Source organism: Prevotella sp. 885 (assembly GCF_002265625.1).
In the GTDB taxonomy this organism is placed as follows: domain Bacteria; phylum Bacteroidota; class Bacteroidia; order Bacteroidales; family Bacteroidaceae; genus Prevotella.
Genome location: NZ_NOVE01000059.1, coordinates 1 through 17107, shown reverse-complemented (window position 1 = coordinate 17107; position 17107 = coordinate 1). Strand labels below are relative to the sequence as shown.

The 17107-nt window shown below is 49.0% G+C and carries 8 protein-coding genes and 4 pseudogenes; 7 read left to right on the top strand and 5 right to left on the bottom strand.

Annotated features, from left to right (window positions below):
• The first annotated feature begins 157 nt into the window (after positions 1-157).
• Entirely contained in the window at positions 158-1249 is a 1092-nt protein-coding gene (locus tag CHL74_RS13305) for a YeiH family protein (protein ID WP_094881694.1), read from the top strand.
• 232 nt (positions 1250-1481) lie between these two features.
• Here the strand turns inward: CHL74_RS13305 and CHL74_RS13300 are convergent, their stop codons facing one another.
• Positions 1482-3314 (bottom strand): SLC13 family permease, encoded by a 1833-nt coding sequence (locus tag CHL74_RS13300; RefSeq protein WP_094881693.1) that lies wholly within the window; start codon positions 3312-3314, stop codon positions 1482-1484.
• Positions 3315-3354: 40 nt separating this feature from the next.
• On the bottom strand, positions 3355-3672 hold the full coding sequence (locus CHL74_RS13295; protein WP_094881692.1) for a heavy metal-binding domain-containing protein: 318 nt from the start codon (positions 3670-3672) through the stop codon (positions 3355-3357).
• A gap of 365 nt (positions 3673-4037) precedes the next feature.
• Between CHL74_RS13295 and CHL74_RS13290 the strand changes: the two genes are divergently transcribed.
• Positions 4038-4748: a phosphatase PAP2 family protein gene (locus tag CHL74_RS13290; RefSeq protein ID WP_094881691.1), complete on the top strand. Its 711-nt coding sequence runs from the start codon at positions 4038-4040 to the stop codon at positions 4746-4748.
• 100 nt (positions 4749-4848) lie between these two features.
• On the opposite strand, the gene CHL74_RS13285 is transcribed toward CHL74_RS13290, so the two are convergent.
• Positions 4849-6606: a bifunctional metallophosphatase/5'-nucleotidase gene (locus tag CHL74_RS13285; protein WP_254923311.1), complete on the bottom strand. Its 1758-nt coding sequence runs from the start codon at positions 6604-6606 to the stop codon at positions 4849-4851.
• 133 nt (positions 6607-6739) lie between these two features.
• On the opposite strand from CHL74_RS13285, the gene CHL74_RS13280 reads away from it, so the two are divergent.
• Positions 6740-8395 carry a Gfo/Idh/MocA family protein gene (locus CHL74_RS13280; protein ID WP_094881690.1) on the top strand — a complete coding sequence of 552 codons (1656 nt, stop codon included), beginning with the start codon at positions 6740-6742 and terminating at the stop codon, positions 8393-8395.
• A 105-nt stretch (positions 8396-8500) separates the two neighbouring features.
• Positions 8501-9941, top strand: a pseudogene (locus CHL74_RS13275) (ATP-binding protein).
• Positions 9942-10023: 82 nt separating this feature from the next.
• Here the strand turns inward: CHL74_RS13275 and CHL74_RS13270 are convergent.
• Positions 10024-12348, bottom strand: coding sequence for a TonB-dependent receptor domain-containing protein (locus CHL74_RS13270; protein WP_094881689.1), 2325 nt, complete (start codon positions 12346-12348; stop codon positions 10024-10026).
• Positions 12349-12377: 29 nt separating this feature from the next.
• On the opposite strand from CHL74_RS13270, the pseudogene CHL74_RS13265 reads away from it, so the two are divergent.
• From CHL74_RS13265 to CHL74_RS13255, 3 genes and pseudogenes are all read left to right on the top strand, one after another.
• A pseudogene (locus CHL74_RS13265) lies at positions 12378-12555 on the top strand (IS1380 family transposase); the annotation flags it as partial.
• Positions 12556-12911: 356 nt separating this feature from the next.
• A complete protein-coding gene (locus CHL74_RS13260; RefSeq protein ID WP_094881687.1) occupies positions 12912-14885 on the top strand; it encodes a KUP/HAK/KT family potassium transporter in 1974 nt (657 codons plus the stop codon).
• 639 nt (positions 14886-15524) lie between these two features.
• Positions 15525-16967, top strand: a pseudogene (locus CHL74_RS13255) (carbon starvation CstA family protein); the annotation flags it as partial.
• Between the two features lie 27 nt (positions 16968-16994).
• On the opposite strand, the pseudogene CHL74_RS16595 reads toward CHL74_RS13255, so the two are convergent.
• A pseudogene (locus CHL74_RS16595) lies at positions 16995-17107 on the bottom strand (ISAon1 family transposase); the annotation flags it as partial.

Here is a 17107-nt window from a genome sequence, read left to right as displayed (position 1 = left end):
AAGCTAAAAACATTCAGGGCTGAATTCAGAGGAGTGAATGATCTGAAGTTCTATCTTTATAGGGTAAAACAGTTATTTGCATAAGGAAATGCAGATTGTTAAAAACACAACAATATTATTTGAGCCGAATTAAGGATAAACATACAAAGATACGTATATGACACGAAACAAGATTGTCTACATTGCTATTGTGGCGTTGCTCGGAGCGTCACTTCTGCTTGGTTTCGCCGAAGAAGTGTTCCATTTGGATTTGGGCAGCGCTTCATGGGCAGCACATTGGGCAACGTCGCCCGTGGCTTTGGCATTGGGCTTCGCCTTCGCCCTTATCTTCGGCAAGACCTTCCCCGACTTCAACAAGGTGATGTCGAAGAAGCTCCTTCAGTATTCTGTCATCGGACTTGGCTTCGGAATGAACGTCAATGCGGCGTTAGCATCCGGAAGCGAGGGAATGATGTTCACCATTGTGAGCGTGTTCGGCACGTTGGCTCTTGGTTGGCTGTTCGGCAGAAAGCTCCTTAAGGTGGACTCGCAGACCAGTTATCTGCTCAGTTCGGGTACCGCCATCTGTGGTGGTTCGGCTATAGCCGCCGTCGGTCCCATCATACGTGCCAAGGCGGAGAGCATGTCTGTGGCGCTCGGCGTGGTGTTCGTGCTCAACGGCATTGCCCTCTTCGTATTCCCATACATCGGCGACTTCCTTGGTATGACGATGAAGCAGTTCGGTATGTGGGCGGCAATAGCCATCCACGACACGTCTTCAGTAGTGGGAGCAGGTGCGGCTTACGACCAGATGCATCCCGAACTGGTGGCATCGCAGGGTGTCAGCGCCTTGGAAGTGGCAACCACCGTCAAGCTTACGCGTGCCTTGTGGATAGTCGTTCTGGCTCTCGTCACTCCCTTCTTCTTCCGTCAGTCGTTGGCAGTGGAGAGCGGCAAGCAGAAGCCGTGGTATTCATGTGTCCCACGATTCATCATCTGGTTTATCATTGCCATCCTCTTCAATACCTACATCCTCAGCAATGCCTCGCTCCTTGGTGACAGCGTAGCCGGCATGGGTGGCGCATTCAGTGGAGCCGTCAACAAGCTTGCCAAGCACCTCATCACCCTCTCGCTCTTCTTCATCGGAGCTTCGCTCACCCGCGAAACCCTGCGCAGCGTAGGTGCACGCCCACTCGTCCAAGGCATTATGCTATGGATAAGCATCAGCTTGCTGAGCTTAGCGTATATTGAATTTGGAATTACGAATTAGGAATTTGCAGTGGAGGAAGTAAAAACTAAAGAAACAATGAAAATAGCGTAATGAGCAAGGATGTGCAAGTCAAAAATAATAAAATGAGAAGAAAAGGCTCCTACAGTTTGCCTTTTCTTCCTATTTGTTAAGTTTTGAATTGATAGAATAAAACATGTACTTCATGTCTTTCTGTCAAAAAACATGTACTTCATGTCTTCCTGTCAAAAATCATGTCTTCTTGTCTAAGATTTTAGAACGGGAACAGCAGCGGCAATACGCCTATCATTACGATTCCCATTATTATCTGCAACGGCAATCCCACCTTTACATAGTCCATAAACGTGTAGCCGCCTGCCTGCATTACCAGTGCGTTTGGCGGCGTAGAGAACGGTGAGGCGAAGCACATGCTTGCTCCCAAGGTCACGGCGAACAGCATGGGGTAGGGGCTTACGCCGATGGCAGCTGCCGAAGTGAGAGCAATGGGCGACATAAGCACAGCCGTAGCCGTGTTGCTGATAAACATTGTGAGGAACGATGTGGTGAAGTAAATGCCGGCTAGAAGAGCATAAGGACTTGCCTGACCGAGATTGTCGGCAAGCAGACTTGCCACGAGAGCCGATGCTCCCGTCTTCTCCAATGCCACCGACATCGGTAGCATGGCGGCTATGAGCACAATGCTCTCCCAGTTGATGGTCTTGTAAGCAGCCTCCACGGAGCGAATACATCCACTAATGACCATCAGCAGTCCGGCTATCATTACGGCTGTGACGGGAACTACGGGGATGAAGTCGAACACCATCATCGCTATCATGGCGAGCATTATGACACCGGCAAGCGGAGCCTTATAGTCAAGCGTCACACGTGATGCCTGCTCCAACGGCTGACCAATGACCACGATGCCTTCAGCCACATCAGCGATGCGCTGTATGTTATTCCATTTCCCCTGAATCAGAAGAATGTCGCCCTGACGGAACTCCATGTCCGCAAGGTTGTCATTGACGTAGCTGTCGCCACGTCTTACGCCCAGCACGTTAACATTATAGAGTCGGCGCAGACCGGCATCCTTCAGCGTCTTGCCGCACAGACGAGAATTGTGCATCAGCACTATCTCGGCTATACCTATATCATAGAACGCTATTTCTTCTGTGGCTTTCTTCAGTCCCATGTCAGAAGCAAGGTTTTCCGCCTGCTTGCAGTCGCCGCTCACATATACGATGTCGCCGTCCGTAAGCTTCGTGTCAGGTCCAGCAAGACGCTGCTCCACCTCCTTCATCAGCGGCGAATGGCCTTTCTTTATGCGTCTTACCTCCAGTACAGTCAGTCCGTAACGGTGGTGAATGTCCATTTCGGCAAGAGTCTTACCGTTGGCAAGTGAGTCGGCTCCGACGGTGAAGACGGCGAGATTGTCCGTAAGACGATATTCTTCCATGAGGTCGTCCAATGACTTGCCGCGTGCCGGACGGCTCTCTCCGTCTTGGTTCTTGCTGCCGTTAAGGAAGCGCTTGCTGAGAGGCAGCAGCACGATGATGCCCACCACGATGCAGACAATGCCTACAGGGAGGAAGCTGAAGAAGCGAAGCGGCTCGAAGCCGTTCTCCGTCAGCGCGTCCTGGATGACAAGGTTGGGAGGCGTACCGATCAGAGTGAGCATGCCACCCATACTGCTGGCGAACGCCAATGGCATAAGCAGGCGGCTCGCCCTTATCTTAGCTTTCTGTGCCAGACTCACCACGATGGGCATCATGAGAGCCACGGTGCCGGTGTTGCTGACGAAGGCTCCGATGACAGCCGTCACCACCATAAGCAGCAGAAACAGTCCTAACTCGTTGTCGCCAGCCAATGTCATCAGCTTGCCCGACGCTTTCTTAGCCAGTCCTGTCTGCACGATGGCACCGCCCACGACGAACAGTCCCACCATCATTATCACCACTGAGTTGGAGAATCCCGAGAGAGCCTCCTGCGGAGTGAGTATTCCTGTGAGCAAAAGGGCGACGAGGGCGCACAAGGCGACGAGGTCGGAACGAACTTTGCCCATGGCGAAGAATACTGCCGATAGGGCGAGGATAATGAGTGTTGTTATCATATTATGTGTTGTCTGTAGTCTGTCAGGTGATTTAAGTGTATCAGATAACTACTCCCGTTCCGCTGCATGTAACCATCAGCATCGAACCAGTCTCTCCTACAGTTTCATAGTCAAGGTCGATGCCCACAACGGCGTTGCATCCCATCTCGCTGGCTCTATCTATCATTTCCTGCATGGCTGTGTCTTTAGCTTCGCGCAGCACCTTCTCGTACGATCCGCTTCGTCCGCCGAAGAAGTCGCGTATGCCAGCGCAGAAGTCCTTTATGAAGTTGGCACCGATAATGGTTTCTCCAGTAACAATGCCTCTGTACTCTTTAATGGGGTGTCCCTCAAGGGTTGGTGTTGTTGATAAAATCATAATTGTATTATTTAATTTGGTTCACTTATATAGACGTACAAGAAGTATGTAATGTTGCATCGGAAGTGGCGTTTTTTCGATAAATTAACGAAAAATTATTACTACGTAAGCACGATTTTAAACAGTCTGTCCCTCCTTTCCTGCACTTCAATCCTAAAACGCAATTACATGGGTTGCACAGTATGCTTATTATGCTTAACTTTGCATTATAGGAGCACGTACAGTACCCCTTTTTAATATGCGATTTGATTTAATAATAGTGTAAGAAAATAATATTTGTATAATATGTACTAAATGTTGGAGAAAATGTTCATTTTTACATGTAAATATACTAACTTTGCACCTACAAAATTCTTTAAAATCTAATGAGCACAATTATTGATTATCTTGACAAAGCGGACGCAAGCACGACAGTGGCACTCAACTTCGACGGAGGCAGCATAATGGACTCCATGTCAGAGGTTTTCTCTTCCCGCCTGTTGTGGGTGCCGATAGCCTTGGTGTTCCTTTATCTTCTCTTTAAGGCGGATGCAAAGAACAGACAGCGCGTGCTGATAATCCTGGCCGTAGCTCTGACCGTGACGCTCTGCGACCAGCTGACGTCCCACGTCATGAAGCCTTACTTCGCGCGTCTTCGTCCGTCGCATACGCCGGGCGTGGAGAATCTGCTCCATTACGTCAACGGATATCGAGGCGGTCAGTACGGCTTCTGCTCCAGTCATGCGTCCAACTCGTTCGGCGTGGCAACCTTCATAACGCTGATGACGAGGCGTATGAGGATTGGCTTCGCCTTCTTCGCACTCTCGCTTTGCGTGGCATACTCGCGCATCTATCTCGGCGTACATTATTTCGGCGATGTGTTCGTAGGCACAGCCATCGGCATAGCCATAGGCTTCCTCGTCTTCTATATGCTTCCGAAGAACTGCCGTCAGATATGGCTCTCAAGACGTGTTGCCCAGAAACGCTGCGCAGACATGGAGCGTCTGACCTCCAATGGCAGTCGTCTCCGTCTCCCCGTCTTCCTCCGCCCCGCCTTCTATCGTACAGCCAAGCGCCGTTACATTAATAATATGTAGGAATATTAAATGATATACAAAACAAGGGTGTGCATTCTTTTCCTGTTCAAGGAAGAATGCACACCCTAATTGTTTTAATTCAAAACTCCTAACTCCTAATTCATTTCGCCCGTTCTCCCCACAGCGTCTGATAGTCGCGCTTGGCGGCAGGGGCTGTCCATTCTGTCGGTACGAACTGCCAGTTGTTGTGGGTTTTAGGAGTGATGGGCGAATGCTTGCGCACGTACTTTATTATGTAGTCGCGCATGGTGTAGTTGCCTCGCCATGTGATGCGGCTCTCGAGCTGCGCCTTGTCTATTCCTGCACCCTTGGTGAGCAGTCCGCCACCACCTGCGGCACGATAGCTGTTTACAGCCACGCGATATGTGCGGGTCTCGTCAAACGGCGTGCCGTCCGCCATGCTCTTTATGACGATGCGCTCTCCGTTAGGCTTCGTTACGTCCACGTCGTAGATGATGCCGGCAGCGGTATCGAGGTTGTAGAAAGGCTTCTTCAGTCCGAAGAACTTGTCGCGTGACGCGTCGCGGTTATTCATACATATAAGGTGGTCGTCGGGAGATGTCATTGTTGTCACCCATCCGTCATAGCTCTTCTCAAGATACTGACGAATCTCTTTGCCCGTCATCGTCATTACGCACAGATCGTTCTCGTAGCTGTAGAGCTTATACATGTCAGCCAAAGTTGCCGGACCGCTCTTCACGGTTACGTCAAACGACAGCGGACTGGCAAACGAAATGTCTGCGCCACTTGTGCTCAGCATCACGTCATGCACGAAGTCTACGAGTGTGCTCGGACCGAAATAGCAATCGCGTGACGTCATAGACGTCGTGAACGAGCCGACTTCCGTACCCACGTATTTCTTCACTTCGTCTATCTGACTTTCGAAGGCGTCCATGTATTTCTGATTGACAGGGCGCTTGCCCATGTCCACGATGTTCACTTTCAGCTTCTTGTTACGTCCCTTCTTGCTCACCTCAAGCTCCGCGTCGGCAACGTACATGGCGTTGTTGGCAGGATTGACGATGACGGTTACGGATCCGTCCGCGCTCTTCACCTCCTCGTAATGAGTGGAGTGGTCGTGTCCGTAGAATATCACGTCGAAGCCAGGCACCTGGCGCGCGATGTCGTGTGTGGCGTCGTTTAGCGAACCATTGGTGAGGCTGCGGTCGTTGATGCCGGTGTGGAACAGTCCCACGATGACGTCAGGGCGTTCCTTCTTCTTCACCACCTCCATCCATTTGCGTGCTGACGATACGGCGTCCTCAAAGCGGAGTCCGCTCCACAGCTCCTCCGACAACCATGAAGGCACACCCGGCGTAATCAGTCCTATTACGGCTATCTTGATGCCGTTGCGCTTGAAGACGGTGTAAGGCTTCATGTAGGGTAGACCGGTGGCAGTGCTGACAATGTTGGCTCCAAGCATAGGGCACTTCAGTTCCTTCACCCACTTGTCGTAAACGTCATGTCCTGTCTCCACGTCGTGGTTGCCCATAGTCTGCACATCGTAGCGCATGAAGTTGCTCACCGATGCCGCGATGTTCTCAGCGTCGGTCTTTTCATAATTATAATATGTGACGACGGGTTGTCCTTGCAGCACGTCGCCGGCGTCCATCAGCAACAGACGGTCACCGTAGATGGTGCGGAGCGAGTCGACGTAAGACGACACACGTGCGAGCGAGCCGTTTGAAGGCTGCTGATTGATGAAGTCGTACGGAAAGAAGCGTCCGTGCACGTCGGTCGTCTCTATCATTCTTATCTTTACAGTCTTGTCCGTTTTGCTTCCTGCATAGGAGGCAGCGGATAAGGCGAAAGCCATAAACATGGTCGCCAATGCCTTGGTATGATTTGTTTTCATCATATAAATTGTTAGTGTTTAGACTTTCAAAGTTACGGCTTTTGCGCTATATCCACAAATAAAAAGCATGGTTTCGGCACGTGGTTGGAAAATAAAGGGTAATTTTGCACTATAATATATCAACAAACAAACATCTATGAACAAATCTACATTACTAAGCGTGGCTTTTGCTGCTGTGATGTCCCTTGGCTCGCTGTCGGCAAACGCACAATCTCTTTCTCCCTCAACCAAATGGCATTGGAATAAAGGCAAGATAATGATTGAGTCGCCCGAACGTCCCGCAGGACAGAAGGACGTGCTCGGACTGGCGCTCCCGAAGATGAAGACGGTGCGTGTGGGCTTTGTCGGTCTTGGCATGCGCGGACCGAGTGCAGTAGCGGATTTCGCCCTGATACCAGGCGTGGAGGTGGTGGCTCTCTGTGATTATGTGGAGGCACGTGCCGCCAAGCAGAACGAGACGCTTCGCAAGCACGGACTGGCTCCTGCCGCCGTTTATTCCGGTGAGAAGGGCTATGAGGAGCTTTGCCGTCGCGACGATATCGACCTTGTATACATAGCCACCGACTGGGAGCATCACGCCATTGTGGCTAAGTATGCCATGGAGCACGGCAAGAACGTAGCTGACGAGGTGCCCTCGGCTATGAATCTGGAGGAATGCTGGGAGCTTGTCAATCTGGCTGAGCAGAAACAGCTCAACTGCATGATTCTCGAGAACTGCTGCTACGACTGGTTTGAGATGCGCACTCTCAATATGGCGCAGCACGGAGTGTTCGGTGAGGTTCTGCGTGCGCAGGGTGCATACATCCATAACCTTGACGAATTCTGGGACTATTACTGGAAGAATCCTAACGGTTCGGACCCCGAACAGCTGGGATGGCGTCTGAAATATAACCGTGAGAACCGTGGTGACATTTATGCCACACACGGTCTTGGTCCGGTGGCGCAGCTCCTCGACATTCATCGTGGCGACCGTATGGCTACGCTTGTTGCTATGGACACGAAGAGCGTGCACGGCAAGGAACTTGTGGAGGCTAAGACCGGCAAGCCGTGTGACGACTTCCGCAACGGCGACCACACCACTACGCTCATCCGCACGGAGAACAAGAAGGTCATCGAGCTGCAGCACGACGTGATGAATCCGCAGCCTTACAACCGCCTCTATCAGCTTACCGGTACGCGCGGATTCGCCAACAAGTATCCCATTGAAGGCTATGCTCTTGACAGCAAGCAGCTTGCAGCGAGCGGTGTGCAGCCTCAGGTGGACAATCTCTCCACGCACAGCTTCATGCCTGAGGCAGAGAAGCAGGCTCTCGAAGAGAAGTATGAACATCCCATTCTCAAGAAGTTCGGCAAGCTGGCTAAGGAAGTGGGAGGACATGGCGGCATGGACTTCATCATGACAGCACGCCTCGTCTATTGTCTGCAAAACGGTCTGCCGCTTGACATGGACGTTTACGACCTGGCTGAATGGTGCTCCATCGCCGAGCTTGGCGCATTGTCAATGGACAACGACTGCGCTCCCGTGGCATTCCCCGACTTCACGCGTGGTCTGTGGAACAAGACTCAGGGCTACAAGCATGCTTATGCCACACCTGAGGAAGAGGCTGCAACGGAGGCAATAGCCAACCGATTCACTCATGCCTACAAGGAAGCCACAGCCAAGCTGAAGCTCTGGACGCTCTACGATAACGTGCAGAACGCCAAGACGGACGCTGCCAAGAAGAAGGCACAGACCGTGTTTGACAAGGCAGTGGCAAAGGCTAAGGCAATGGCATACAAGGCCGTCAAGTAAAGTATTCTCACGCATGGGACACTAAGCAATAAGAAGACAGCGTTTCTTGCGTTTATTCAGATATTTTTTGTATATTCGCATCGTAATAGAAAACAACCCAAGAGTATGGCAAGAAAACTATATCCTTTAGGCATACAGACATTCTCGGAAATCCGCATGAATGACAATCTTTATATAGACAAGACTGCCTATATATATCGTATGGCGAATTCTGACGGCAAATTCATCTTCTTGAGTCGCCCGCGCAGATTCGGCAAGTCGCTTCTTGTCTCCACCTTGCAGAGCTATTTTGAGGGTCGCAAGGAACTCTTCAAGGGTTTGGCTATAGATAAGTTGGAAAATGATTGGACGGAATATCCCGTGCTTCATTTCGACCTTTCTGGTGGCAAGCATCAGGAAGAAGACCAGCTGAATAGATACCTTGACTATATTCTTAAAGAAAACGAACGCAGGTTCGGCATAGAGTGTGACGCTGTGGATGCCAATGTGCGCCTTGCAAATCTTATTTCTTCCGTCTATAATAAGACCGGCAAGCAGGTGGTTGTGCTTATTGACGAGTATGACGCTCCGTTGCTGGATGTGGTTCATCAGGACGAACGGCTTGAAAGCTTGCGATATCTTATGCGCAACTTCTACAGTCCGTTGAAGCAGTGTGAGCCGATGTTGCGCTTCGTGTTCCTGACGGGTATCACAAAATTCTCGCAACTCAGCATCTTCAGCGAGCTGAACAACATCACCAATATCAGCATGGACGAAGCCTATGCCGGCATTTGCGGCATCACCAAAGAGGAATTGCTTACGCAGATGTCTGACGACATTGACCGTCTTGCCGAAAAAATGTCCGTCACCAGAGAGGAAGCTATACTGCAGCTTACAGACAATTACGACGGCTATCATTTCACATATCCGTCGCCCGACATATTCAATCCTTACAGTCTGCTGAATTGTTTCTCAAAAGAGAAAATCGGGGCTTATTGGTTTGGGTCGGGCACACCGACATTCTTGATAGAAATGATGCGCAAGTTTAAGGTTCTCCCCTCAAGCATCGGCAATATCTACGCCAAGCTGTCGTCGTTCGATGCCCCCACGGAGAACATGACGTCCATTATACCATTGCTATACCAGAGCGGATACATCACGATAAAGGACTATGACAAGGAGCTGAAACTCTACAAACTCGACATACCAAATAAGGAAATAAGCATCGGACTGTATGAAAGTCTGTTGCCGAATTATGTTACAACGGAGATAGTATGAGGGTCATTATCAGCAGATGCTCTACATCATCTTCGCCCTTCTGACAGACTATCGCATCCTTGTGGAGCAGCGCACGGCAAAGGGGCGCACCGACATCACTCTCGAAACCCATGACCATGTGTTCATCATGGAACTGAAGTTTGACAAGTCAGCAAATGAGGCACTTGAGCAAATAGAGGCAAAGCGTTATGCTGACGCATTCGCTCTTAGTGGCAAGAAAGTGGTGAAAGTAGGAATAGCTTTCAGTGTGAAGGACGAACGGAACATTACGGAATGGATAATCAGATAGAAAGAATATCGGTCAAGCAAAGAGCTGTCATCTTTGCTTGACCGATTTTTTATTTTATGGAATCCCAATGAAGATGTATTCCTTACATTCTGTTCTTCTGGCTTTCTCCTGCACCCGTTCCCTTATACTTGCTTCTCGTAGTATTGAATTTATAGCGGACAGTCAGTGATATTTTGCTTGTTGAGAACTCATCAAAGATTGTTTCCTTCAGTTTGCCGTACTTGCCTATTATGTGACTGTCGTTCGTGCCAAACACGTCGTTGACATAAAGCTGGAAAGTCAGGCAGTCCTTCAGAAAGCCCTTGTATATAGACAGGTCGGTGTTGAACATCGGCTTGTAGATGTAATGGTTTTCCTCGTATCCCTTTGTGATGTAAGTCATCATAACGGAGAACATCGCCCATTTCGTATCGAAGGTGTTGTTGAATCGGAACATCGCCACCGGCTTGTTCAGATAGCGTCCGTCTCTTGTCTCCAACTCGAACCATTGCTTCTCGACCATTGCTGACAACATAGGATGCCAGATGCCGAAAGTGGGCTGCAGGTTGAGCGTAGAAGTCACATTATTGTACGATTTGCCGTTTATCATTCTCATCAATCCGATGGTGGTATTGTCCTTATACATCTCCACCGTCTGATAAATAGGATCGGATACATGTTCATAAGTCAGGTTGAACGTAAGCCATTTGTAGGCAAGGTCGTAACTTGTATTTCTTGAAATCTCTGAGACAAGAAACGGGTTACCGGTCTCGTATGTATAGTGATTGCTATACTGCACGCCGCTTCTTAATACCCAGTAGTTAGGACGATTGATGTCGGCTGCATAGCTCAGCTGCATCTGTACATTGCCAAACGGCATCGAAAGGCTGAGAGACGGAAACCAATTGCCGTAAGTCTTGCTTTGCTCCGCCATATACTTACCATCGTCATAATATTTGAAATCAACATTCTCGTATCGCAATCCTGCTTCCATGTTCAACTTGCCAAAGTCACGACTGTAGGTAACGAACGCAGAGGACATGCCCTCCTTTATGCGGTCTCTTACATTGTCGGCAAGAGTATTTGGTATGATGGCGTAGTTGGTGTTACGATTGGTGAACGAATACTCGCCACCTACAGATAGGTCGCCACCTAAGAGCGGATAAGAGAGCACTATTTTTGAAGCTATCAGGCGGTTGTACTTAGAAGTGGTACTGTTTACAAGTTGGTTTTGCATATCCGAGTTCACTTCCTGATAATGCTCATCTATATTGTTTTTATTGTTTCCTTTCGACCAAAACCAGTCGGTATTGAAGTCAATACCCAATTTACCTACCTTACCTACATAATATATATTACTTGACAAGTTGCTATTCTGCCCAAACTCCGATCTGATAGAAGTGTTGGTCTCAGTCAGATCTTCATCTCTCAGTACAGATCCTTCCGTCTTTCCGTCTGTTATTAGCTTTGGATTGCGCAAGAAACTAAAGCTTGCTCCCAACGAATTGTTGTTGTCAAACTGATAACTGACATTCAAGCGAGAACTGAAAGTTTCGGTTTTGTTCTTCCAACGTGTTTTGTCCTGTTGGTTCCATGTCTTGTCGAGATAGGTCATCTGCTGCAAGTCCTTCTCGTCCGGCGACGATTGTTTTGAGCCATAGGCGTAGGCGCCAAGCTCCAATCCGTTCTTACGGTAATACATATTCAGCCTACCATATCCTCCAATGTTATTTTTCTCGTCGTACGATCCTTCTGTTGTAGCGTCAAATCCGAATCCATCGCCTTGTATCTTCTTTGTCGTGATACGTATAACAGCCTTAGTGCTTGCAGCATAACGAGCACCAGGGTTGGATATTACCTCTACCGACTTGATGTTGTCAGAACTCAAACGGTCGAGTTCGCTTCTGTCTCTCATCTGCCGTCCGTTGATATAGATGATAGGCTCGCCACGTCCAAACACCTTGATGTTGCCATTCTGTGCAGATACGTTAGGTATGCGGTCGAGCAGGTGCTCCATAGTTCCTGCCTTTTCAAGTACAGATCCGGCAACGGTTGTTGTCATTCCTCCATTCTTAAGGATGGTCTTAGGCAGAGACGACTTCACCACCACTTCTCCCAACATCTTGCTGTCTGCCATCATCTTTATCACACCGGCATTCTCTCCCGCACAATCCTTCCATACTGTCTTGTATCCAACAGACGTAACCTTGATTATTCCATTGTTGCAAGGCGAATCGATGGCAAAATGTCCATCCTCACCGCTTACAACGCCTTTCACAAAAGCCGAATCCTGCCTGTTCAGAAGCACAACATTGGCAAATGCCAATGGTTGTCCCTTCTCATCCACAATCTTTCCCTTGATATCCTGTGCCATCATCGGTGATATAGCCGAGAAGCATAGAAACGTTATAAGCATTTTCTTATTCATAGTTTCTATATTCTATTTTCTGATATGACATGGCGAAGATACAAATTAAATCTGAGAAACTCACTCCTTTCGGAGGAATATTTTCGGGTCATGGAGCAATTTGACTCCACATTGTCATCTGTAATCGACTCGACCCTCGGTCTAAGGTGTAGATCGTTCGGTTATCTGTACAGCGAAATCATCCGTTCTCTCATGAGTATCTACTATCCAAAGAGTTGACACAAAGAGGTTCGGACTCAATACAACAAGTCGCATAAAAGCGTTTATCTATACCTGTAATATTTCATTATATATTTACCTTCATCATTCCGACTGCAAAAGTATGAGAAAAGGCTGATGTATCAGATACCAGAAAACCGCCAAAAACTACCAAAATGATAAGCCATTCTCATTCATACGCACCATTCTTATATTCATCTTGTAATTCTCTACATGTCTTGCATCATATGTTAAATCTGATAAATCTTGTTAAACGAATCCTGTCTTACCTCTCATGTTTATACCTTTGCACGCAAATTTAATAATCTAAAGGATAACATTTTTTTAATAAAAAGAGAATTAAAATGAGAGAAGAGACAGAAAAATCGGTAGCCTTCAATCATCATCGGGTTGGCTTCCTGGGACTACTCGTCACATTAGGCATCGTGTTTGGCGACATCGGAACATCACCCCTATATGTGATGAAGGCCATCCTCCATACAGGCGAAGCCATCAACGAGAGCACCATACTGGGCGCATTATCCTGCATCATCTGGACACTCACCCTACAGACCACCATCAAATACGTATGTGTGGCTCTGCGAGCCGACAACAATGGCGAAGGAGGCATTCTCGCCCTTTACGCCCTGCTGCGCCGACTCAAGAGCAAGTGGATTTACATATTGGCTATTATTGGCGCAAGCACCTTGTTGGCTGACGGAATCATCACCCCAGCCATTACGGTTACCACAGCCATCGAAGGACTTGAAAGCATCAGTCCTGATCTGCCGGTCATCCCAATTACACTTGCCATCATCACCATCATCTTCTTCGTGCAACGGTTTGGCACAGAGAGCATAGGTAAGTCGTTTGGAGTGTTCATGCTGTTATGGTTTCTGCTGCTGGGCGTGACGGGAGCAGTCAGCATCACATCTTACCCTCTGATACTCAAAGCCTTCAATCCCTACTACGCTATTGTTCTGCTGGTACAATCACCTGAATGGTTCTTGATTTTGGGTGCCGTATTTCTCTGTACCACCGGTGCTGAGGCTCTCTACTCCGACTTGGGACATTGTGGCAGGAAGAACATCACTATAAGCTGGGCCTTTGTAAAGACCATGCTCATTCTTAACTATCTGGGACAGGGAGCTTGGGTGCTGAACAATGTTCCGACAGCAATGTCCGTGAATCCATTCTTTTCCATCATGCCGCAGGGCATGCTGTTCTTCTCCATCATCATGGCAACGGGTGCGGCAATCGTGGCAAGCCAGGCACTTATCAGCGGCACCTTCTCCATATTGAGCGAAGCCATGAACCTGCACTTCTGGCCGCGTATGCGAATCAAGCATCCTACCCATGTAAAGGGACAGCTCTATATCCCGATGATCAACTTTGCCATGTACATCGGCGTGGTTCTCATCATCCTGCTCTTTCGCGACTCCTCACACATGGAGGCAGCCTACGGACTCGCCATCACCATCACCATGCTGATGACCACCCTTCTGCTCGGTTTCTACCTGCACAGCAAGGGCGTGTCGCGAGTCCTGACGATATTGTTTATGGGCGCATACTGCACCATCGAAGCCATCTTTCTGGCAGCTAACCTGTCGAAGTTTCTCGCTGGAGGATGGTGTACGATGCTCATTGGCGGAATCCTGTTCCTGATGATGTATGTATGGGTTCGGGCCATGAAGATACGACGCCATTATGTCAGCACCAAACCGCTGGATGACTATTATCAGATTATCTCCGACATCAAAGCCGACGAGAGCATCCCCAAGTACGCCTCCAATCTTGTCTATGTAAACCATGCCGACAAGGAAGGCGCAGTAGACGACAAACTGCTCTATTCCATCATCAACAAGCAGCCCAAGCGTGCCGATCATTACTGGTTTATAAATATGGAGTTTGTAGATACTCCAGACACGCTCGAGTACAGCTGCGAGCCACTGATTCCCGACACCCTCTACAGCATTACGATGCACATAGGTTTCCGCATAGAACCACGTGTGAGTCTTTATCTGCGACAAGTGGTGGAAGACCTTGTGGCAAGCAAGAAGGTAGATTTAAGAAGCACCTATCCTTCGCTTCGTAAGAACGGAATACCTGGCGATTTCCGGTTCATCATCATTCATCGTGTATATTATCCGGAGAGTTCCGCCAACCGTCAGCAGAACTTGTTGATGACTTTCTACGCTCTTATCAGCAAGATAGGCATCGACGAGCCTAAGGCATTGGGCCTCGATACTTCTATGGTGGTGGTAGAACGTGTTCCGCTTATCATTAAGCAACGCAACAGAAACATCAGGCGCATCACGCAAATTGCAGAAGAAAAGTAAGTCCTGCCACAAAATCTTCTCATTGCTGTTGCTCCCTCGTCTCTTTTCGTGTAAGCATCGTAAAGTTGATGTTTGGGAAGACAATATTTGCATTTCTGATGCTCAATACTATGAGTTCGGCGCACAACAAAATCTTTGGTGCGAAATTCTTGAATTTTGAGCGTGCAAGGGTAACCGGTTTATACACAGTGGTTTAGACGGTCTGTAAGAAAAGTGTGCATAAAAAGAAAGCAGCAAGAAGTCTATTTGTGTTGCAATAGCGCCACTTTTACACTCCAATAGTGCCACTTTTATCATGTAATAGCGCCACTTTTACACTCTAATAGTGGCACTATTGCATGATAAAAGTGGCGTTATTGTTATGCTCGGGTGCTGTTTGCACAGCAGAACATCGTAAAAACAGCAAACCAGAACTCCAGAATCAATTTTTATTTTGTAACAGATTTTTACTCTTTGTACGATATTTGCATGGCGGAATTGAAGCCATATTTTTAGGTAAGAAGACATGTGCTAAGTAGTTAGCGCTTATCCTTGTATAATCTTTGTTAAAAGAACAGTCTCCTGCGTATAGATTATACATAATATAGCTATATTTGTCTAACTAAGTAATTGTTTCCCAATAACTAAAAATAAGATGTAATGATAACATTCTTTATCTCTCTCGCTGCCCTTGTTGTGGGCTATCTTGTATATGGCAGCTTCGTGGAACGCGTATTCTCGCCCGATGACCGTCCCACGCCAGCAGTGGCAAAGGCCGACGGCATGGACTATGTCGCCATGCCCTACTGGAAAGTGTTCATGATACAGTTTCTCAACATCGCCGGCACAGGTCCCATCTTTGGTGCCATCATGGGTGCCAAGTTTGGTCCGGCTGCGTATTTGTGGATTGTCTTCGGCTGCATTTTCGCCGGAGCCGTTCACGACTATTTCACTGGTATGCTCTCCATGCGCAATGGTGGCTGCGACCTGCCCGAGCTTGTGCGGAAGTATCTCGGCGGTGGCGCGTCGAAGGTGTTGTTGGCGTTCGCCGTATTCCTGCTTGTCATGCTCGGTACTGTGTTTGTCTACTCTCCGGCCGAGATTCTGCACGGAATATGGGGCTCCACTACGCTGTGGATAGTGCTCATCTTTGCCTACTACGTCGTGGCCACCATGTTGCCTATTGACAAGATAATCGGCAAGGTGTATCCTCTCTTCTCCTTCTCGCTGCTGTTCATGGCAGTGGCGCTCGTGGCGGTGCTTGTGGTGCGCATGCCGCAGCTGCCGGAGTTGTGGGACGGTCTCGGCAACATGGGGAAGGCTGCCAGCCCTTCTACCTTCACCGACAGCATCTTCCCTTGTCTCTTCATCACCATCGCCTGCGGAGCCATCAGCGGTTTCCATGCCACGCAGAGTCCGCTCATGGCGCGTTGTCTGCGGTCAGAGCGCAAGGGCCGCCCGATATTCTACGGTGCGATGATAACCGAGGGACTTGTGGCTCTCGTATGGGCCACCGTGTCGATGTGGTTTTTGTATGATGCGCCGCAGCCGGGCTACGAGCAGATAGCCGGCGCCGCTGACAAGGGCTTTCTTACCTCCGCCCCGATGGTGGTAAATCTCGTGTGCAAGGACTGGCTCGGCCTGCTTGGCGGCGTGCTCGCCATGCTCGGTGTCGTGGCTGCCCCGATAACGAGTGGAGATACGGCGTTCCGCTCCGCTCGTCTGATCATTGCCCAGGCGTTGAGGCTCAACCAGTGTCCTAAGAAGAACCGCCTCTATATCTGTGTGCCTCTCTTCGCCGCATCCTTTGCCATGCTCGTTTGGCAGATGGAAAATCCCGACGGCTTCAACACCATCTGGCAGTACTTCGGCTGGGCCAACCAGACGCTCTCCGTTTTCGCCCTCTGGACCATCACCGTCTATCTCGTGCGCGAGAATAAGCCGTACGTCATCACACTCATTCCGGCTCTGTTCATGACCACCGTATGCACCACTTTTCTCATGGTGTCGAATACGGCCTTCGGACTGCCGTACAGTGTGGGCTACACCGTGGGCGGCATGGCATTATGCATAGCCATAGTTTGGTTTGCTGTGTGGAAGAAGAACGTGTCAAAGAGGCTCAGTGGAAATTTAGTGGGGATAAGCATAAATCTTTGCAAGTCGATACAGAAAGAACTTTTCATCAACGATACCCCTTAGTGATGCTCTGAAGGCTTTGATTTTCGCATTAAAGGATTCAGCTG